The 20,890-nt window shown below is 58.2% G+C and carries 18 protein-coding genes; 10 read left to right on the forward strand and 8 right to left on the reverse strand.

Annotated elements, in window-relative coordinates:
• Positions 1-225 precede the first annotated feature (225 nt).
• From GT613_RS01550 to fdhD, 3 genes are all read left to right on the forward strand, one after another.
• Positions 226-2,955: a molybdopterin-dependent oxidoreductase gene (locus GT613_RS01550; RefSeq protein ID WP_114557178.1), complete on the forward strand. Its 2,730-nt coding sequence runs from the start codon at positions 226-228 to the stop codon at positions 2,953-2,955.
• 15 nt (positions 2,956-2,970) lie between these two features.
• A complete protein-coding gene (locus tag GT613_RS01555) occupies positions 2,971-3,582 on the forward strand; it encodes a 4Fe-4S dicluster domain-containing protein (RefSeq protein WP_057385305.1) in 612 nt (203 codons plus the stop codon).
• A gap of 90 nt (positions 3,583-3,672) precedes the next feature.
• A complete protein-coding gene (gene fdhD / locus GT613_RS01560; RefSeq protein WP_161172478.1) occupies positions 3,673-4,518 on the forward strand; it encodes a formate dehydrogenase accessory sulfurtransferase FdhD in 846 nt (281 codons plus the stop codon).
• Between the two features lie 110 nt (positions 4,519-4,628).
• On the opposite strand, the gene GT613_RS01565 is transcribed toward fdhD, so the two are convergent.
• Complete coding sequence (locus GT613_RS01565) at positions 4,629-6,158, reverse strand: DEAD/DEAH box helicase (RefSeq protein WP_009306556.1); 1,530 nt, start codon at positions 6,156-6,158, stop codon at positions 4,629-4,631.
• 754 nt (positions 6,159-6,912) lie between these two features.
• Here GT613_RS01565 and GT613_RS01570 point away from each other — a divergent pair.
• The 7 genes from GT613_RS01570 to GT613_RS01600 all read left to right on the forward strand — a co-directional run bounded on the left by GT613_RS01570 (position 6,913) and on the right by GT613_RS01600 (position 12,171).
• Positions 6,913-7,899 carry an LCP family protein gene (locus GT613_RS01570; protein WP_227791087.1) on the forward strand — a complete coding sequence of 329 codons (987 nt, stop codon included), beginning with the start codon at positions 6,913-6,915 and terminating at the stop codon, positions 7,897-7,899.
• Positions 7,900-7,940: 41 nt separating this feature from the next.
• Positions 7,941-8,600: a YveK family protein gene (locus tag GT613_RS01575; RefSeq protein ID WP_009306552.1), complete on the forward strand. Its 660-nt coding sequence runs from the start codon at positions 7,941-7,943 to the stop codon at positions 8,598-8,600.
• 13 nt (positions 8,601-8,613) lie between these two features.
• Complete coding sequence (locus tag GT613_RS01580; RefSeq protein ID WP_161172479.1) at positions 8,614-9,450, forward strand: CpsD/CapB family tyrosine-protein kinase; 837 nt, start codon at positions 8,614-8,616, stop codon at positions 9,448-9,450.
• Complete coding sequence (locus GT613_RS01585) at positions 9,450-10,103, forward strand: CpsB/CapC family capsule biosynthesis tyrosine phosphatase (RefSeq protein WP_009306547.1); 654 nt, start codon at positions 9,450-9,452, stop codon at positions 10,101-10,103. Before GT613_RS01580 ends, GT613_RS01585 begins: the two co-directional genes overlap by 1 nt.
• A 254-nt stretch (positions 10,104-10,357) precedes the next feature.
• The gene (gene loaP, locus GT613_RS01590) at positions 10,358-10,876 is read left to right on the forward strand and encodes an antiterminator LoaP (protein ID WP_015761186.1); all 519 of its coding nucleotides are present in this window, start codon (positions 10,358-10,360) and stop codon (positions 10,874-10,876) included.
• Between the two features lie 148 nt (positions 10,877-11,024).
• Positions 11,025-11,645, forward strand: coding sequence for a sugar transferase (locus GT613_RS01595; RefSeq protein ID WP_240132848.1), 621 nt, complete (start codon positions 11,025-11,027; stop codon positions 11,643-11,645).
• A 79-nt stretch (positions 11,646-11,724) separates the two neighbouring features.
• Positions 11,725-12,171: a beta-1,6-N-acetylglucosaminyltransferase gene (locus GT613_RS01600; RefSeq protein WP_161172480.1), complete on the forward strand. Its 447-nt coding sequence runs from the start codon at positions 11,725-11,727 to the stop codon at positions 12,169-12,171.
• A 158-nt stretch (positions 12,172-12,329) separates the two neighbouring features.
• On the opposite strand, the gene GT613_RS01605 is transcribed toward GT613_RS01600, so the two are convergent.
• From GT613_RS01605 to GT613_RS01635, 7 genes are all read right to left on the reverse strand, one after another.
• The gene (locus tag GT613_RS01605) at positions 12,330-12,608 is read right to left on the reverse strand and encodes a hypothetical protein (protein WP_015761174.1); all 279 of its coding nucleotides are present in this window, start codon (positions 12,606-12,608) and stop codon (positions 12,330-12,332) included.
• A 5-nt stretch (positions 12,609-12,613) separates the two neighbouring features.
• Entirely contained in the window at positions 12,614-13,723 is a 1,110-nt protein-coding gene (locus GT613_RS01610; protein ID WP_015761173.1) for a membrane protein, read from the reverse strand.
• Between the two features lie 62 nt (positions 13,724-13,785).
• Positions 13,786-15,573, reverse strand: a complete 1,788-nt coding sequence (locus GT613_RS01615) for a phosphotransferase (RefSeq protein WP_015761172.1) — start codon at positions 15,571-15,573, stop codon at positions 13,786-13,788.
• Between the two features lie 834 nt (positions 15,574-16,407).
• Entirely contained in the window at positions 16,408-17,022 is a 615-nt protein-coding gene (locus GT613_RS01620; RefSeq protein ID WP_114522552.1) for a transposase, read from the reverse strand.
• Positions 17,023-17,631: 609 nt separating this feature from the next.
• Positions 17,632-18,840, reverse strand: coding sequence for an ATP-grasp domain-containing protein (locus GT613_RS01625; RefSeq protein ID WP_015761171.1), 1,209 nt, complete (start codon positions 18,838-18,840; stop codon positions 17,632-17,634).
• Positions 18,840-19,889 (reverse strand): UDP-2,4-diacetamido-2,4,6-trideoxy-beta-L-altropyranose hydrolase, encoded by a 1,050-nt coding sequence (gene pseG / locus GT613_RS01630; protein WP_015761170.1) that lies wholly within the window; start codon positions 19,887-19,889, stop codon positions 18,840-18,842. Before pseG ends, GT613_RS01625 begins: the two co-directional genes overlap by 1 nt.
• On the reverse strand, positions 19,870-20,871 hold the full coding sequence (locus GT613_RS01635) for an NAD(P)-dependent oxidoreductase (RefSeq protein WP_114518486.1): 1,002 nt from the start codon (positions 20,869-20,871) through the stop codon (positions 19,870-19,872). The genes pseG and GT613_RS01635 overlap by 20 nt, the downstream gene beginning before the upstream one ends.
• Positions 20,872-20,890: the final 19 nt, after the last annotated feature.

Raw genomic sequence — 20,890 nt, forward strand, 5'->3', positions numbered from 1 at the left:
ATCGCGTACGCTGCCTGGACCGTCGCTTGGTCCAGCATTTCCATGGCCGATGCGCGCAGGCAGCGGGGCTACGCACACTCTTCTTCATGCTCAAGATAGGATAATTAAAGTGATTGACTGTCATAGAGCTATAGAGTACCTTGACAGCAGACACTAAGCGGTGTCGGAGGGGACAGCCGCTGAAGTTGCGGGTGCCCTCGTAGACGAGCTGAAGGGGGTAGCACCATGAGCGAGAACGGCATGGGAATCAGCCGAAGGGTTTTTGTGGCGGGCGCGGGGGCGACTGCGCTCGGCGTAGGGCTAGCGGGCGGTATCGTCGGTTGCACGCCAGGCGCCGAAAAGGAGTCCGAGCATACGGCGGGGGTCGAGAAAACGGCCTACGATCCGAAAGCGGGCGAGTGGATCCCCACTACCTGCAACATGTGCTTCAACAACTGCTCCATTAAAGCGCATGTCATCGACGGCGTTGTGGTAGAACTGACGGGCAATCCCGACAGCTCCATCGGCCGCGGGCATATATGCGGCAAGGGCGCGTCGGGCATCATGCAACTCTACGATCCCAACCGCATCACCAAGCCTCTGAAGCGCACGAATCCCAAGAAGGGCTTCGACGAGGATCCGGGTTGGGAGGAGATCAGCTGGGACGAGGCCTACGGGTTGGTGGACGAGCACATGAAGGCGGCTATCGAGCGCAGCGGCCCGCACGCCGTCACCGGCATGTCCATGGTGGCTAGCCAGATCGGCTCTCTGGTGCGCCATACGGCACTCGGCGTGATCTACGGCAACGCCGAAGGCAGCTGCTCCGATATCTGCGGAGCCGGGGTCCATCAGATAGAATACCTGTTCACGGGGACGGGCAATGCGCGTCCCGACTATGTCAACTGCAACTACGTCGTCCAGTTCGGCACCAATGCGGGCACGGCTACCCGTCATGGATACAACATGACCGTCGAGCCTTTCGCTGAGCGTCGCAAGAACGGTTTGCGCCACGTGGTGTTCGATCCGCATATGGGCGCTGCGGGAGAGAAAGCCGATCTCTGGGTGCCTATTCGCCCCGGCACCGATGCCGCTGCGGCGCTTGCCATCGCGTACGTGCTCGTTCACGAGGAAAACCTCATCGACATCGAGTTCCTTGCGAATCGTACCAACGGCCCTTCTCTGGTCGACCTGGATACCAAGCGCATCGTCTTCGACGAGAAGACAGGGCATTCGCTGTACATGGATTCCGACGGCGAGGCGAAGCCTTACGATCGGTGCAGCGCCCCCCAACTCGAGGGTACGTTCGAGGTGGACGGCAGGCAGTGCTCGACAGGATTCACCCTGTATAAAGAGCATCTGAAGACCTACACGCCCGAGTACCAGGAGAGCATAACCACGGTTCCCGCGGCCACTATCCGCCAGGTTGCCAAAGAGCTTGGCGAAGCGGCCTGCATCGGCCAGACCACCGAGATCGACGGCGTGACGTTGCCTTATCGCCCTGCTGCCGTCGACGCGTTTTCCGGCATCACGCGCCATAAGCACGCTTTCCATAGCTGCTGGGCCGTGTTCAGCCTGAACAACCTCATCGGTTCGACGAACTCCGTCGGCGGCTTCTGCGGTTTCGATCCCATCTGCAACGGCTGGGCCGACGACAACCCGACCATGTCGTGGCGCCCCGGTTTATGGGAGCCCGAGGGGCTCATCGATTGCGCCGGTCTGCTGCTTGCATTCCCGAACTCTTACTATAAAAAGGTGTACGAAGGCGATTACACGCCTACGACCATGGGCATGATGGAACTCCAGCCCATGTCCGACGACAACCACTTCGAGCACATTGCCCAGGCTCATCCCGACCTGTATCGCACGCAGGCCGCCGAGGTCGCTCTCTGCTATGCATGCAATCCCATCAAATGGTGGGGCAACTACGACGAACAGGCTGAAATCTTCAAGAATTACGAGTACGTTGTAGGCATCGATATGTTTCTGAACGAGTCGTCCTATTTCTACGATGTGATCTTGCCCGAATGCTGCTATCTGGAGCGCACCGAGCCGCTGCCGCATGCAGCAGGCAACCATCGTGTCATCGGCGGTTTGGAAAATCCGTGGACCGTTCCCGTGTGGCAGAAGGTCGTCGAGCCGAAGGACGGCGCGCCTTCCAGCTGGCAGCTGTTCGCAGAATTGGCAAGTCGCGCCGGAAAGAACGCCGAATTCATCGCCACGCTTAACGGCATGTTCCGCGTGAAGGACGAGTATTCGGTACCCATGGACCAGAAGCTCGACGTAGAGGCTTTCGCCGATTCCATCTTAAAATCCAACATCGACGAAGAGCACGACTTCGCATGGCTGAAAGAGCATGCTGTGTACGATCATCCTCGCACCGTTGACGAAGTGTACATCTGGGCAAACGGTGAACCTGGCCGCGTGCCGCTGTACTTCGACTTCCTGTTGGAGGCGAAGAGCAAGGTGGAGGCCAAGGTCGCCGAGCTGGGCATTCCGTGGGAGGTCGACGACTACCAGGCTCTTCCCGATTGGAAGCCCGGCTGCGGGTATGAGGTGACCGATCCTGGCTTCGACATCCTCCCCGTGTATTACACCGATGCGATCAACACCGACTCGTGGCTCATGGAGAACCCCTGGATCAACGAGATCAATGAAGAGAACCCTTACGGCTACACCATTGAGATCAACGCCGCTACGGCTCGGGCGAAAGGGTTCGCCAGCGGTGATAAGGTGAGGCTTGTCACGGTCGACGGCGTATCGGTGGAGGGCGTGCTGGCTACGTCCGAGGGCGTGCATTCCGAATGCGTGGCCGTCATCGGCGGGCACTGGGGTTCGAAATCGGCCTATATGCCCATTGCGAAGGACAAGGGCGTTCCCGTTGTGCATCTGGTTCCCGGTCAGACCCCTGACCGCATGGATCATGTGTGCTCGGCGTTCGACCAGTGCATTCGCGTCAAGCTTGAGAAGATCGCATAAAGGGAGGAGTGAACCATGGCTTACGGAATGCTGATCGATCTGAAGAAATGCGTGGGATGCCACGCATGCGCCGTAGCGTGCAAGGAGGCGCATGGAACCCCTCCGGGTATAACGCGCTCCCATGTCAAGCGAGAGTTTGAGGGCGAGTATCCAGACGCAACGATGCATATCGTCCCCATGCTGTGCATGCATTGCGAGAATCCGCCTTGCGTCGAGGCGTGTCCGACCGAGGGCGCTACTTACAAACGCGAAGACGGCATCGTGGTGGTGGACAAGGAGAAGTGCATCGGCTGCAAATCCTGCATCATGGCTTGCCCCTACGGCGCGCGCTATTACCGCGAGAACGAGGACGGCTATTTCGGGTCCGAGCTTAACGAGTACGAAGCCGTCATGTATACCGCCATGCCGCAGGGGCGCGTTGACAAGTGCACCTTCTGCGTCGATCGTATCGATGCAGGCGGCAACGAGCCTCAGGCGTGCGTGGCTGCATGTCCGGCTGGCGCGCGCGTGTTCGGCGACTTGGAAACGCTGAAAAAGCAGGCCGAATCCGCCGCCGGCTTCCAGCTGCTTCCCGACGAAGGGGCGAATCCTTCGGTTTGGTACCTTCCCAACAAGGTGAATGCCTGATCTCGCCTTCCCTCCCTCTCCGGGCGGCGGCCTTTTCAGGTCGCCCCCCGCTCGGAGTTGCGAATGCGATCGGTTGAAAAGAGGTGCTCCATGATCCGCAGCCGTTCGTTTGCCCTTGTCGATACGGAGTCCAAGGTTTCGGCATGCACGCATATGCCTATCGTGCGGTACGAAGACGCGCGCTTTTCGAAGCGGGACGATTCGGTCATCCAGGAGGCGGAGTTGACCGTGTTCGTGAACGGCGCACGGCAGTGCGACATGACATGTTCGCCTTGGGATGTGCGCGAGCTGGTCGCAGGCAACTTGTTCTTGGCGGGTGTTATCACGGATCCTGAGCAGGTGAGCGCTATAGACGTCGATCTGGCTTCGGGTGCGGTGTCGGTGCGTGTCGATGTTACGGGGGCTTCGCGTCGACGTCGCCGACACGTCGAAACGCTGCGCGACGGCGGGGTGGTGATTTCCGGAGTGTTCGAGCGTGGTGACGGCGGAGATCCTTCGTGCGATGCGGAAGGGTTCTTGCCGGTGGAGTCCGATCTCACGCTGCAAGCGGCTCAGGTGGTCGAGCGCATGGCTCTTCTGGAGGACCGCTCGCTGCTGTTTCGGCGCACGGGCGGCGTGCACAGCGCGGTTCTGGTCGACCAGTGCGGGGTGGTTGCATGGTTCGAGGATATCGGGCGCCACAGTGCTTTGGACAAGCTGGTCGGCTGGTGCTTCTTGAACGGGGTGGATGCGTCGGATAAAATGCTCCTATTCAGCGGCCGGGTGCCGCGCGAGATCATCGTGAAGGTGATTCGTCTCGGCTGCCCTGTTGTTGCGTCTCCCGGTGCGCCCACAAGCTTGTCGATGCGTCTGGCCCAGCGTTGGGGCGTCACGCTAGTCGGATTCGCCAAGCGCGACGTCTTCAACGTGTACGCGCATCCTGAGCGCATCGTCTAGGAAGAGGTTCCCTTTCGGAAACGAAGAAGCGCCGCGCATCTTGAAACGATGCGCGGCGCTTACCTATATATAGGAGATACGAAGTCGGATCAGCTCGCCCCGAGTGCGTCTTAGTTGTTCGCGAACCTGCTGTAGTTGTAGCCGCCGACGCCCGCCTTCTTCTTGGAGCCGTTCTGCTTGGCGGCGCCCTTCGCGTTCGGAGCGGACTTCTCGTACTTCTTCTTCTCGCTCATCTCGAGACGGCGCTTCGCGTGATCCATGTTGTTGCTGCGCGGGCCGTCGGGCTTGGCGGCGCCGTCGAAGGATCGCTTGCCCTCGGCGCGCTTGCCGCGCCCGGGGCGGTTGTCCGAGCGACCCTCGGCGCGGCTGTCCGAGCGGCGCTCGAAGTCGCGCTTCTCGCCGCCGCGCTTGTCGGAACGCTTTGCGCCCGCGGGGCGTCCGGAGCCTTTGTTGCCCTTGTAGCCGCCCTTTTTCGGAGCGCCCTTCTTGCCCTTTTCCAGCACGGTCATGTCCAGCTCGTAGGTCTCGAGCTCCATGAGGGGCACGTTCTTGCCGATGAGCTTCTCGATGTCGCTCATCGTGCGGCGCGACTCGCGCGTGACGAACGAGACCGCGAAGCCCTGCTCTCCGGCGCGGCCCGTGCGGCCGATGCGGTGCACGTAGTCCTCGGGCATGTCGGGCAGGTCGAAGTTGATGACGTGGTCCACGTCGGGTACGTCGATGCCGCGCGCCAGCACGTCGGTCGCCACGAGGATTGACGTGCGGCCGCGACGGAAGTTGTCGAGGGCGCGCTTGCGCTGGCCTTGCGACTTGTCCGAGTGGATGGACTCGGCACGGTAACCTGCGTCGCACAGTGCCTCGGCGCAATCCTCGGTGCGGTTCTTCGTGCGCGCGAACACGATCACGCGGTCGGAGCCCTTCTCCTCCAGCAGCGCCTGCAGAAGCTCGGGCTTCTTGAAATTGGCGATGGGCATCATGAACTGCTCGACCGTCTGGGCGGTCTCGCCGTTGCGGGCGATTTCCACGACGGCCGGGTCGTTCAGCAACGAGCCCAGGTTCTTCTGGATGGAGTGGTCGATGGTGGCCGAGAAGAGCAGCGTCTGGCGATCGGCGGGGGTGGCGTCTACGATGGTGGTGACGGCGGGCAGGAAGCCCATGTCAAGCATGCGGTCCGCTTCGTCCAGCACGAGGGACTTGATGCCGCCGAGGTCGACGACGCCTTTGTTCATGAGGTCGTTCAGGCGGCCGGGCGTGGCGATGAGCACGTCGGTGCCGCGTCGGATCTCGTTGATCTGGGGGCCGTAGGGCGTACCGCCGAACACGGTGGTCACGTAGTGCCCCGTCTTGCGGGTGATCTGCATGCACGTCTGCGAGATCTGCTGCGCCAGCTCACGGGTGGGGCTGACCACCAGCACGCGGGGCGCGCGCTTGCCCCTCTTGCCGCGCGGCAGGGTGCTCAGGATGGGCAGCAGGAACGCGGCGGTCTTACCCGTGCCGGTGCTGGCGGCGGCGATGAGGTCGCGGCCTTCCAGGACCAACGGGATGGCCTGCAGCTGCACAGGGGTGGGGTTCTCGTAGCCCAGGCGTTCGACGGCGGCAAGGGCAGCCTCGGACAAGCCGAGGTCGGCGAAATTCTGCATTATTCGTTTCCGTTTCTCTTCGTGCGCGCTCGATGCGCGCTTTTCGGTCGCACCCGCTCCTGCGGCGTGCATTGCGCTTGACTCGAGCCGCTTTCTGATTCGTTGGCATTGCGCGAAAAGAAACAGGAAAGAATTTCGTGTAAAGCGACTGACCATTATGCCAGCCATCGGTGAGGAAAGTAAAGGAAAATGTAAAAATTGACTGAGAATATGTACTGAAATCCATCAAAACGGACTGTTTTTTAACGTGATCGGTAGACTTTCAAACGTCTGCAGCCCCTTATGTTCATCTGATGTCCAAGGAGCTTCCCACTTAGAATTTACACTGCTTTACTTTGCCGTTGACGTGGGAAAACGAAAAAACTCGGGGGGGGGGGCTTCACCGAAGACCGATTTTTCTGTTGCTAAACTGAAACCGTGCTATTATATTGAGGACGGAACAGACGAGCGCTCCGGCTCAATTGAGTGTTGAAGAGATTCGCGACGAGCGAGACGGACGGTTAGGAAACGCATTTTCCCTATGGGATTCGACGACAACAACAGACAGACGGCTTCGGGTCGCCATGGTGCCTCCGCTTCGCGCGGAGGTTCTCACGCCTATGGGCAACCTCCCGCGGACGGTTTCGGTCAGGCTCCCCATGGCAGCCGGCCTTATCCGCAGGGCGGTGGGTACGCTTCGCGCCCGACGGGGCAGACGCCGTATCCAAACCAGCGACCGGCGAACTACGGCTACGCTTCGCAAGCTGACGAGATCGTGCGCGTGCGCAAAAAGCGCAAGAAGCACACCAAGCTGAAGCGGGCGGCGCTTATCGCGCTCGCCGTCGTCGTGGTGCTCGTGGGCGGCGTCGCCGCGTACGGCGCTTGGTACACGAGCAGCCTCGCAAGCAACATGGCGCTCGACGCTCAGGAGCAAAGCGAGTTGAGCAGCGTTCTCGCCCCCTCCGATTCCCAGATGGAGCCGTTCTACGTGCTGCTGGTGGGCTCGGACAACTGGGAGACGTACGGGGAGCGCTCCGACGCCCTCGTGCTCGTGCGCATCGATCCGGTGGGCCACGTCATCACCATGGTGTCGATTCCGCGCGACACGCCGTACGAGTACAACGGCAAGGTCGAGAAGATCAACCAGATGTTCGCCGTGAACGGGGCGGCTGGCGCCGTTACAGCGGTGCAGGACCTCACCGGCGTGAAGATCTCCGACTACGTGGAAATCGAGTTCGCCGGGTTGGCCGAGTTCGTGGATTCGATCGGCGGCATCTACGTGGACGTGCCCTACACCATCGACTACCAGGTGTACACGCAGGATCAGGCGCCCGTCCATATCGAGGCCGGCAACCAGCTGCTCAACGGCGAGCAGTGCGTGGCGCTTGCCCGCATGCGCACCGCCTATGGCGACGACCAGGAGGCCATCCGCCAGTCGAACGTGCGCGCGATGGCCATGGCGCTCATGAAGAACGTGCTGCAAGCTCCTCCGGTCGAGATCCCCGGCCTGATCCAAAACCTCTCCCAGTGCGTGTCTACGAGCATCGACTTGCAGACGATGATCTCGCTTGCGACCGATTTCGCACAGGCGGGCAACCCCACCATCTACACGTGCACCGGTCCGTACAAGGGCGACTTCATGGAGGAATACGGCGGCCTGTGGCTGTGCTACGAGGATCCCGAGGGTTGGGCTACACTGATGAAGGCGGTCGACGCCGGCGAGAATCCCGAAGCTGCCGAGACCACCGTTAACGGCAAGTAAGCAAGCAGCGTACGTACGACGCTGAAGAGAAAGACGAACGAATGACACTGCTCGAACTATTCAAACTGCTGCGCAAGCACCTGGCCCTGGTGGTGGTGCTGCCCGTCGTGCTCGCGATCGCGACGGCAGGCTTCAGCTGGGGCCTCATGCAGAACCAGTACACGGCCACGGTGTCCGTGTACGTGCTGACTGCGAAGGACGACGCGAGCTCTTCGAGCACCACCGCGTACAACGACCTCACCGCCAGCCAGCTCATGGCGAACGACATAGCGACTTTGGCGAAGTCGGAGACCGTGCAGAAGCGCACGGCCGAGGCTCTTGGCATGTCTTCGCTCAGCGGATACAAGATTTCCGTCGAAGCGGGCACCACCACGCGCGTCATCAGCATCTCGGTGACGGCGGGCAAGCCCGATGCGGCTGCCATCGTCGCCAATGAGATATCCACCGTTCTGTCCACCACCGCGCAAAGCGTCATGGGCGTCGAGAGCGTCAACGTGGTCGACGCGGCCGAGGTTCCCACGGATCCGTCGGGCCCGCCGCGCGCCATGTACACGGCGGTCGCGTTCCTCGCGGGCATCTTCCTGGCAGTGGCCATCGTAGTGGTGCTGGATATGCTGAACACGCGGGTGCGCAACCCTGAAGAAGCTGAAGAACTGCTGGGCATTCCGGTCATCGGCCGTATCCCCACGATCAAGGGTTAGGAGGGTATAGGCCATGGCTAAGAAAAAGAAGCAGGCGTCCAACATGCTCGAGGTGCAGAACGCGGCGAAGACGCTTTTTGCGAACATCCGCTTCATGTCGCCCGACAACCCCATCCGCTCCATCGTCATGACGAGTTCGGTGCCGAACGAGGGCAAGTCCACGTGCTCCGTGGAGCTGGCTCGCGCTATCGCCACGTCGGGCAAGACGGTGCTGCTCGTGGAGGCCGACATGCGCTGTCGCACGCTTGCCAGCCTGCTGAACGTGCGTCCTGCGGCGGGCGTGTACGCCGTCCTCACCGATGCGGCACCGCTCAAGACGGCCGTCACGCCGACGCAGACTCCCAACCTGTTCTTCCTCGACGTCGAGCCGAACATACCCAACCCGGCCGACATCATCTCGTCCAAGCGGTACCAGAAGCTGGTTGCCACGCTGGAGGACAGCTACGATTATGTGATTTACGACATGCCGCCGGTCGGCACCTTCGTCGATGCCGCCATCCTGTCCACGTTGGTGGACGGCACGGTGTTGGTGGTCAAGCCCGGCTCGACGAAGCGTTCCGAGCTGGTGGACGCGTGCGAGCAGCTGAAGAAGGCCGATGCCAACATCCTCGGCGTCTGCGCCACGTTCTGCGAAGGCACCGGTTCCGAATACTATTACGCGTACTATACCAAGGACGGCGGACGGTTGAAGGACGACGGCGATGTTGCCGCGCTGCAGGCCGAGACGCGCACGCCGGTTCCCACGGCCGGGCGTCGTGCACCCCGCGGTGCGCAGGGCAGCCCCGTTCCTGCAGGCGGTCGCGGCGGATTCGCTAAGGATCCCGTGGCGGGAAGAGGGCGTAGGGCCTGATGAGGGATTTGCATTGCCATATCCTTCCCGGCGTCGACGACGGTGCGCGCAACCTGGACGAGTCTCTGGCCATGCTGGAGGCCGCCAAGGCTGCGGGAATCACGTCTATCGTGTGTACCCCGCATGTGCGCGATCCCTACTTCGACTACGACGCGATGTGGGATGCTTACGAGTTGCTCGTGGCGCACGCTGACGGGTTCCCGCTGACGATGGGCTTCGAGGTGAACCATTCCAAGCTTATGCAATTGGGCATGGAATGGGCCGAGCATCTGCACTTCGACGGCACGAACGAGTTTTTATTGGAGCTGTCTACGAGGGCGGGCAAGCCCGACTTCGAGATATACGAACGGACCATCTTCGAACTGCAGGGGATGGGCTACCAAGTGATCATCGCTCATCCCGAGCGCTATCGCGCCATCCAGGAGGATGTCGAGGTGGCGCGCGGTCTGGTGAAGATGGGTTGCAAGCTGCAAGCGTCGGCCGATTTCATTGCCGGCGGTCGCATGGGAGCCGAGCGCAAGCCCGCCAAGCGCCTGTTCGACGAGAACCTGTACACGTACATCGCAAGCGATGCGCATCGGGTGGAGCACTACGGCTACTTCGCCGAAGCGAAGCGGACGTACCGAACGCGAGGAGCGCATGCGCGTCTGTAGGTTCGGTTTGACGGCTTCCTGCCGTTAGGCCACAGGTTCGACCTGTGATCTAACGGCAGGAAACTGCACCGCTGCAAGCTCTGGATACGACAGGGCGATGTGTGAAAAACACGGCAGCATACATATCTTGAGGAAAGCGGGATCGTCGCTGGGTGCGCGTTCCGGATCGATCAAGAGGATGCATATCGTTGTTGCGTTTTGGCCTGAATGGCTAGGGCGAAGCCGTATCTTTATTTCGTCTTGCCAGGGAGGTGATGGCATTGTGGTACGTCGTGCAAACGGTCGGCGGCCAGGAAAAGCACGTGCTTGACCTGATCAACAAGCTTGTCGACGAAGAGCTCATCCAAGAATCCTTCATCCCCCAGTACGAAGTCAAAAAGCGCATCCAGGGCGTATGGAAAATGCGTTCAGAAGTGCTGCTACCTGGTTATATTTTCGTAATAACAGACCAGCCTGGAAAGCTGCGTGAGGCGTTGCGAAGCGTCCCCAAGTTCACTAGGCTCCTCGGCAACAACGATGTGTTCACTCCTCTCGACGATCAAGAAGTCGCCTTCATCAACGCGTTCACCAAGCCTGACCACCGCGTGGTCGAGTTCTCGAGCGGCGTGATGGAAGGGGACGAGATCGTGATCCTCAACGGCCCGCTGATGAACCAGACGGGTCTCATCAAGAAGCTCGATCGCCACAAGCGCCTGGCGTATCTGGAGATAGAGATTCTTGGTCGTGTGAAAACCGTCAAAGTCGGATTAGAGATTGTTCGAAAGAAACCCTGACAAATCAATAGACGTAACCGCCGACGGAGCCGTCGCGCTGGTAGACGACTTCGCAACAGCGGGGGAGCAAGAGGAGATTTCCACGCCCCCAATGTCTGATAAGCGCGGTTATGTAAAGTCGAGCGCGAGGGTCGGGGATGCCGAGCCGATGGCCGCCTCCGACGTGGCGTTCCTGGCGCCCGAGCTGGTGTCGGAGGCCGAGGGCCCCGTGCCCGTCCCCGCGCCGGCGGAAGGACGGTTGGGCTACCGCTTCGTGAAGAGGGCGTTCGACATCGCGTTCTCGCTGTGCGCGATAGCGGTGCTGCTGGTCCCCTCGATCGTCCTCTGCATCGCCATCCGCGTTGAGAGCCCAGGCTGCCCCATCTACTCCCAGAAGCGCGTCGGGCGCATCGGGAGGGGCGGCGAGGTCCGCGCCTTCGACATGTACAAGTTCCGCTCCATGCACAAGGACGCCGACGAGCGCCTGGCGGAGCTCGCAGAGCTCAACGAGGCCGACGGCCCGCTGTTCAAGATCAAGGACGACCCGCGCGTCACGCGCATAGGCCGCTTTATCCGCAAGCACTCCATAGACGAGCTCCCGCAGTTCCTGAACTGCCTCATGGGCCAGCTCTCCTGCGTGGGCCCCAGGCCGCCGCTTCCCTCCGAAGTCACCCAGTACGACGAGCGCGCCATGCGCCGCCTGTCGGTCAAGCCCGGCCTCACCGGCTACTGGCAGGTGCGGGGCCGCAGCGACACCGGTTTCGAGGAGATGGTGGACATGGACCTCTGACAACTTTGTTAGCAAAGCGGAACGAGACCGAGTGGCTCTCTATCACCCATTCGTAGGAAGGAAGGGAAGGCATCGGTCGTTGTCAGAGAATGCGAAGTTCGCTTTGGATGTTGCGTTGGAAAAGCTGCAAGGCTTTTTGAGGATCGATAGAATTCCAGCTGGGATCGAGATTAAAAAGGGGTCACAGTGGTTTAGCATTCCCGACGGGCTGGCTTGTGATGTTGTGAACCATTCGGAGGAGATAATGCGAATGTGCCGCTATTCCAACTGTGCAGACGAGGTTTTTTTACAAACTTTCGTTTGGAATTCAGCATGGAGGGAGAATCTTTTCCTTTCGGGAGTGCATCTTGAGCGGCCAATGGAGAGATCCATGCGGCTCATCGATTGGGAAAAGGGTGGACCATACACTTGGACCATCGGAGATTACGAGGAGCTTTCTGCTTCAGAAATGATGTTCGCGAGGAAATTCGATATCGATGTGGACGAGCGTATTATTTTCAAGCTCGCAACGGAGCTCATGAAATAGGATTCCCCGCGAGCGGGGAATCCTGAGAAGCACTTCGAATCCGACGGCTTGATGCCGTGTTTTTCAAAAACAAAATCGAATAGCCTCGAAATATCATTTGGCGAATCCTGGGAGCGCGCAACAAAGAGAGAATCTTGTCTGCGTTCAAGGTCGCTTTTTCATTTCGCGATATACCGGCCCATCATGTCTTCGCCGAAGCTATTGATTCGATAGCGTATTCTCAAATACCCTTCCTCGCTCAAATCGTAGCCGGCCTCGTCGAGCAGTCCGTTCTCTTTCGCCGTCGCAAGCGTCTCTTCCACGTCGGCGCGATTCAGAAGCTTGTATCCTCGATAGTCCCCTTCGAGCGCTCGCACCACCCCGTCGGCGCAGTCGGCTTCGCCGTCCATGAAGTGCTTCAAGATGGCATAATGCAGTGGAATCAAGCTGTCGCCCATGTCAATCACTCGCCTTTCTTGCTGCCGTTGAAAAATTTCGCGGGGCTGACGGCTATGCAGAAGATGCCGGCGACCATCATGAGCGCCCCTATCCATTGAACGACCGAAAGAGGGGGGTAGTCGGCAGACATTCCGCCGATGTTGAGCACTCCCATGATGATCCAGATGAAGAAGGGCCCCCAGAATGCATACATGCCATTGCAGGCCATGCCGAGCGCCGTCCCGCACATGGAGTTGCCTTTGTACCAGAAGGAGAACGCAGGCATGGCGAAAAAGCCGGAGATGACGAAAAACACGAGCGCCGGACTTGCGAAGGCGGCTCCCGCCAGCTCGAACGCGCTGCCGAGTCCGCCACCAATAGCGGCGAGCACGGGAAACACGACGAACAGTTCCAAGATCCCCGCCGTCATCTGCCTAATGGCAATGCCGATGCGATAATCGATAAGGATGGTGCCGAAGCCTGCAACGCAGCCTTCGAAACCCCATCCGAAAGCTGCAAGAAACGCGAAAAGGCAACCCATGAGAGCCTCGGGCCCCATCGACGCGAAGCTTGTTCCGCCAATCAACGCAGCGGAAAACAGGCAAATGACGATACCTGCGACTTTATGGGTCTTCAGATCCTGCCTGAAGAGAATCCTGCCGAGGATGGCGCCAATCGCGCAATTCAGCGCAGCGATGGGAACGATGACCCCGGGGTTGCCTGCCGCCGTAGCGGAATTGAGCGCAATAACGTAGGCTATCGTGGCAAAAGGCCCGCCGATGGCCGCACAAAGCATCATGACGAGGCCCGGCCTCGTTTTCATCGTCTTCCAGAGATCCCCGAGCTGTCGATTTTTCGCGCAAACGATAAGCGACCAAATCGCACTGGCTAAATCATTGATTCCGGCGGCGAGAGCGGCAAGGGCGAACACAATTGTAAAGGTGCCCAACGCCGGGTTGCCCTCGCCCCATTCAGAGCCCGCGAACCACTCTCCCCATACTCCTTGGGTTTCCCCAAGCGTCAGAAAACCGGTATAGAGTCCGTAGCATATGCCGGAGGCCACGGCAAAGGCGATGCCCCTCGCAAAGTACTTCCGCTTCCGCTCTCTGAGAAGCGCCCCCACATTCTGATTCATCGTGCCCTCATTCTCTCTTGTGCTCCTGGATGCTTTTGATGCCGAGGTAAAAGCGCGAAGCCTCAGTTTGCTTTATCCATTCCGACAGCGTCGTAGAGGTCAAGCGCGCGCCTAAGATAGGTCTTGCCATAACGGTAGTAGATGTAAGCCCACTCTCCTACATCCTCTCCCTCTGCCTCTTTAAGCAAAGACCAGGCGTACCAGCACCAGCCCGCCATACCAACCTGCCCCAGGTTATGGAACCATTCGCGTTCGGTGGGAGTCCGCCCGAAATAATACGTGAGGGCATGGAGCATTTCCTCTTCGGTAAGCTGCTCGCATACGGAAAACGTGCCGAAATCGTTAGCGTAATCGCCCATGCCGGCGTATTCCCAGTCGATAAGGCTGACCGATCCGTCGTTCGCAACAAGGAAGTTCAACCCGAAGAAATCGTTATGGCAGAGCACCGGTCGGCCGCTATCCTTTATCAGCAGCTCGTTGAGCTTTGTCGCCTGGCTCGACATGTCCCAATAGTCGGGAATATCGATCTGGCCACGGTCAAGCGTTTTCCGTTCGTAGGACTTGCCTTCTTCGTAGAAGCTGAAGGATCGCGCAACCCTCGCGTTGCTCTCATGAAGCTTCCGAGCCATCTCCATTGCCATCTTGAGCTCAGCGTCGTTGTGCGCATCGAGGTTAGAGCAATCGCGTACGAAACGCGATATCTTCCAGCCGCGCTTTGGATTGGCGAACACGAACGTGTCGTCAAGGCCAAGGAGCTTGGCGGCTTGAAGCGCCTCTAGTTCCGCCTCGCGATCTACGATGAGCTCGGTTCCGACGCCTGGATTGCGGTAGACATACTCGCCGTCGTTCGTCGCAAAGTGACAGGAAAGATTGGTGAGGCCCTGTTTGAGGGGGTAAACGTCGTGGATCTCTGATTTCTCGCAGCCGAGCACCACGCAGATGTTATCGAAGATTTCACTATCGAGGTTCTCTAAGAACATGGGATCGAAATCGCGTAGCTCATTAAGCGAATCGAACTCGTGGATAATAGGAGCTTCGTAGCGACGGATCTGCATGTCAAGCTCTTTGATGTGTTCGATATAGAGATCCTCCCAAAGCTTGTCGCGCGTTTGAGGAAGATCGTACTCGGTTTCAAGGATGGAGCGAAAGCGCTCTGAGAACTCCCTGTCGAAGTACGCTTGTCCTATCATGTACCATGCGTTTTGGCCGCCAATCTCAACCTTTACGATGCGGTCGTGAGCGCCAGCGGTCAAACACCACTCTTCGGTTTTGCCTTCGGCGTACTGAGCGGCGTAGTAGGCTTTCCAGACGTGGCTTTCAAACGGGTTCTCTGCGAAATAGTTGTCCGACGAGCAAATGTAGGTATTGCCAAGGACTTCTTTCACCAACATGAGCGAACTGTTGTTGTTGCGCTCCGCATAAGCACGGTTAACGACGATTTTTACCCCGTACTTTTCCTCAAGATAGAAGAAAGCTTCTTTCTTGTAACCCACCACGACAACGATGTCGTTGATGCCGGCTGCTTGCAGTTGCTCGATTTGGCGCTCGATAAGGATATCGCCACGTACCCGCAAAAGCCCTTTTGGGCGCTCGTAGGAGATAGGAGCGAAACGCGAGGAGAGACCCGCTGCCAGGATGACCGCGTTGTCAACGGCATAGGGTCTGAGAGCCGCCATGCCTTTGGCAGTGATGCGCCCGTGCTCGATAAGTTCTTCGGCGGAGCATTCTTTGTAAGCGGCGTTGACCGTGGCGAGACCTAGACCCGTCCGTTCCGCGATCTCGCGCTGCGTGAGCCCAGGCTTCTTCCAGAGTTCGTATATGACTTTGAATTGGTTGTGCGTAAAGGCCATTCTGCATCCTTCGATGTTCGGTTTTTTATAACTATATCATAAATCCGAACATCGAAGGTGCGGTGTTCTAAAATTAACATGGTTATGCAATTTTCGAACAACCGATTTCTGGTTTGCAAGCCGTTCCCGCAGGTTTTAAAGACAGCCCTCCCATCACGAGAATAGGAGCACGTTTTCCCTTGACACGGCCGCATCAAGGACAACTTCCTATTGTTCCGGCTCCGCTTCGCGCTATCCTCCTTCAGGCTCATTGAGTCAGGGTATTCCAACGCGATGCTCAAGAAGATCGAAACGAGTTTCGTCTACGGCCACGCGGCCCGAATTTAACCAATTCCCGCTTCCTTTTGCCTTCGAAAACTCTTGATAGCACGAGAAGGGGCGCGTCATGCGAAGCCGAGCTGTCCATCTTCTGTGAAGCGAGCTGCTGCAGGACAGAGTCTGGTCGACCATCATGTTTACGAGCGGTCCGCAAAGCACCGCCATCGCGTTCCTTTCCTCAAGGCGGTGCCCAAATGCGCTGGAGCGTGAAGGTGGGCACAGATTTTGCTTCGTCGAGGCATCGGAACTCATCTATGACGGCAATGCGCTCCCCATCCTCTCGGCAACCGCATTGCCGTGACGCATCCGGCCCTGGTAGGCTCCTGTCAGCCGCAACCGCGGCGCCCGATCCCCAATGGCAGCACGCTCTGGGCCTTCTTCGAGGCAGGGGCGAAGGGTCATCCGGGGCGGTCGGTCGGCGACTCGACGGGTCGCAGCCATATTAGAACAAAAGCTGGCTGGACGGTCGATCCAGCGGAGCTGCCAAGCTCCGGCCGCATCCGATTCGGATTGGCTCTATGTTAAACCACCATTGACATTGCAAGGATACTGCCTTGTCCAGTACACCATGAGGCTTCCGATCTCCCGATGGGTCATGCGCCTCGTGGTCCAGTACGTCCCCTTGGCCTCGCGCTCGAAGAGCAGCTCCCTGCGATCCATGTCCCCGCGCTTGAACTGCTCGACGTAGCAGAACCAGTCCAGGTAGCGCTGCAGGTGGCGGGTGGCCACCCCGTGGAAGGGGGCCAAAAACTCCCTCAGCCTCGAATGGAGCGCGTTGACCATGTTGATGTTGCCCGTCGAGGGGTCCTTCGGGTCCACGACCCTGTGCTCCCAGGCGGACGCGGCGAAGCCGTAGGAGGGATGCCCGTCGCTCACCACCGCGGAGCCTTCGGGGATCCTCGCGGAAAGGTCCCGGGCGAGCGCGCCGGCGCCCGCCGAGCCGCGGTCGATGGCGTCGCAGAAGCAGTCGCCGTACTTGTTGACCCCGCACTCCACGACGATCCTCTCCTTGCTGCGGCCCTTCGCCCCCTTGCGGCCGTCCCGCCCGTTGCGGCGGGGCGCGCACGAGCTCGAGGCTCGAGCTCTTGAGGTTTCCCGACAGGTTGTCCCTGACCAGCGTGCCGTCGACATGGAACGTGCCTGCGCGCGCGGGCAGGAGGAGGGAGCGCATGACCTCGCAGACCCGCATGCGCATGAACCACGAGGTGTAGAGCGAGACGCCGCAGCGCTCGGCGCTCTCGCGCAGGCTCAACGCGTCGGCCATGCACTCCGCGAACGCCATCCACACGGAAGGGCCGAGCTTCGAGTTCGCGAGCAGCGAGCCGCTCTTCGCCGGGAACGTGCGCCCGCAGCCCTTGCACGCCCGCCTCTGGGCACCGTCGGCGTCGCGCCCCTTCTTGACGAACGCCGGGCACCCGCACCGCGGGTAGCCGTCCGGCTCCTCCGGAAAGCCGGCGATCTCGTCGGCTATCGCGGCCTTGAGGTCGGCGAGCAGCTCCAGCTTCTCCTCGTGCGAGAGCTGCAGCATGAATTGCGATACGATGCTTTTCACAGCCCTTCCTTTCTTCGATGGCTTCCAGGCAAATCCATCGTAAGGGAGGACCTGCTGCCCGCATGTCCCGCAACTGGTTCACTTGCACGAATATGTCAATGGTGGTTTAACATAGAGCGGATTGGCTCCTACTGCAAATGGGTCGCGAGTTAAGAGCCATTTATCCTAAACATATGGGACGTCTCGCTTCAGGAAAGCGAGACGTGGATCATGGATAGAGCCTTCTCGGCCGTCTCTCTTGCCGATAGAGCATCGGGGCCGGTGCATATTACATGACCGACGCGGTCGTTACTCGAATGCGGTTCGGAGATCGCATCCCCCGACTTCTTGTACAATTCAAGCTCTTCGAAACCGGGAAGATCGTATATTGCAGAATCGATCTTGATATCGGAAATCACGCCAGTGTCCGAAACGATAAATCTTACAGCACTCCCATCCTGTTTGGGCGGAGGGAAGTCTACCGGCATCCCCAATGCGAGCTCCACGGAGGCGCCAACCATGTCGAAGCCTGTCGAAAGGGGAACGAGCCGAGAAGTGATGTAGTCGCCTCCCAGACGTGCGGCGATTTCGATCACCATCGGCCCGCTATCCGTGATCATAATCTCGGTGTGAGAGGGACCGTTTACGATTCCCACGGCTTCGATTGCGGCTCGTGCCACATCTTCTATGCGAACCTTTTCGGCATCTTCCAGGAGAGCTGGCTCAGAGTGTCCGAGTTCAACGAAGTACGGCGGCTCCGTTACCATCTTGTCGGTGATGGCAAGGATGTGGGTTTTTCCGTTGACGGTCATGCCCTCGACGCTAACCTCGGTTCCGGAAATGCACCGCTCAACCATTAAGGTTCTTTTGCGCGAAAAAGACATCCCCCTTTCGAACAGCTCCTCCGGGTCGTCATGACGAATAGAGGAGTCTATCAGTTTCACCCCCCTGCTCGCCGCGCTGTCCGCTGGCTTGATGATGCACCGATATTCGAAATAATTCAGAGCTTCAACGAACTCGTCGAGATTGCTGCATACCCTAAATTCTGGAATAGGGACATTGTATTTCGCCAAACGACGACGCATGGCGTCTTTATGGGTCGCGCATATTGAGTCGGCATAGGATATGCCGACGGGCAGATCGAGCTGCTCAGACACAAAAGAAGCTGTCCTTACAGGGGCATCGCTCGTCGAAGTGATAACGAAAGCGACGCGCTCCCTTTTCGCAAGCGCAAGAACCGCCTCAGCATCGAGCGTGCTGATGAGCTCTGATTGATCGGCGAGAGCGAACCCAACAGCATCGGGATCGTAATCGGCGCAAATAACCCAGAAGCCAAGCCTCTTCGCAACTTCAATTGCAGGGGCTTGAAGTCTGCTTCCTCCAAGGATAAGAACCTTTTTGCGATCAGTCGCCCCCATCACAATTCGGCCAGCTCCTTGGCGATCCTTTGCGCTCCTTTGCCGTCGATAAGGCTACGGGCCTTCGTTGCCAAAACTGCAGCTTTTTCAGGAGTTGCCACCAAGTCCTCAAGTTTGGAAATGGCAGAATTCAGCACCCCCTGTTTTGACGAGTAGAAAAGTCCCGAATACGCCACGACCCCCAACCTCGCTAAGGATTCGGCGCTTGCGACCTGCTCGTCAACCATAGCGAAAGTGACAACCGGTAGGCCTACCGCCGCAAGTTCGTAAACGGTTGTGCCGCATGCCGAAACCGCAACGTCAACCGTTGCCATAAGTCCTGCCATGTCTTCAACTTTGCGATGAAGTCGAATATTGTCCTCTTGGGAGGCCAGATGTTCAATTTCGTCTTCGAATTCGAACATCTGGCCAACGACAACCTCGAATTCAAGACTCCGCAGTATACGAGAGTTTTTCACCGCCCGAAGGAACTCCGAAATAAAGTTATGAGGATCAGTGCTGCCTGTCGTAAGAAGCACCCTGTCGATCGTCTCACTTGGCGTTTTTGCTAAAGAGGAGAATCTTTTTTTTAAAGGAGCGTAGCGAGGGCCGAGCAAAAGCGCGGTTCCCCGTTTTAAGTACAGCTCTTCGTAACGGGCAGTGTCGATATCTGTGGAGTAGTTTGCGAGAAGCGACAGATTTCCCAGATCGTCTCGCTTGCTTCCCAGATAGCAAATTTTAGCGCAGCGCGCCAGACGATCAACGTATGGCCTCGTTATCGAATACGTATCGACGAGAATCGTGGCAGGCTCACTTAGCTCTAAGCATTTTCTCTCAAGCAAATCCGCCCCCTCTTCGATGCTTCGCCAGTCAGTGTCTAGCGCGCTGACATCGTAGCCCCGTCTCCTGATTGTTTCAAACGCACAAGAATCCGACATTACGAATTCAACCTGCAATCCGAGATCGAAAAGAGCATCAGCTATCGACAGGCAACGCATGACGTGCCCCGATGCGATGACCTTGTTAGCATCGGTTCTTATGAAAACCTTCTTACGCGAAGAGTCCCACATAGTCTCCTCTTTCAAGCTCGTTATGATAGTCTTTCATCATTCTATAAGGATCTCCGTACTTCGGAGTAAAGCCGAGGTCTGTCTTGATCCGCTCATTCGACATTCTCGGAAATCCGCCGTTATTCGAAATGCTTGGATCGGAGACGACTTCCGACTCACCATCTGGGCCGGCGAATGCTTCTGCTGTAGCTTTCGCCAGGTCAAATATGGAAAAGTTATTGTCATAAGAAACATTGTAAAGTCCGACGCCATCACTTGACTCAAGGGCATCGGCAATGGCGATCGCCATGTCCTTTACGTAAAGCACGTCTTTCGGAGTCGAAGGATTTCCAAAAACAACAATTTTCTCACCAACGGTTGCCTTTTCCATGAAAATCTGAAGACCTGATTTCTGGACAACTCCGTCTTTGGCAAAGGTTCCATGAGGCCCAACTCCGTAAACCGAAGGAATTCTGAGCCAGATATTCCTCATAGCATAACGCTTATTGTAATAGTTGAGCATTTCGGCTTTCTCATTATTGCTTACAACATAAGCTGCATGGTCATCGCAGTAGGAGAATTTGAGGGGCGTATCTTCCGTAATCACTGCGTTTTGATCGTACAGTCTACAATCAAAACGCGAAATGATATCAACTAGTCGACGGATACCGCGCGAGCGGCACCATTCGAGAATGTTAATTGTTCCGACAACGTTGGTTGTGATGTATTCGGCTATATCCTCGTCATTGACATCTTTCTCAATGTTTGCAGGCATTCTTGCAGCAAGCGAAACGACGCCATCGAACGCGTCATCGCCGAAGACGTCAAAAGAGCCTTTATCGCATATATCGAGATTCAGATAGGGAACACCGCGCTTCTCGTAATGGGTTGCGAACCTTTCGTTTCTGCCAGTTGCCACGACCTCCGCGCCTCGCGAAAGCAACTCGTCCACCACGTAAACTCCAATGAAACTTGAACCACCTATGACCAGAAATTTCATCATGATGCCTTCCTCGTAGAAA

Source organism: Eggerthella sp. BIOML-A4 (assembly GCF_009875575.1).
Classification (GTDB): Bacteria; Actinomycetota; Coriobacteriia; order Coriobacteriales; family Eggerthellaceae; genus Eggerthella; species Eggerthella lenta.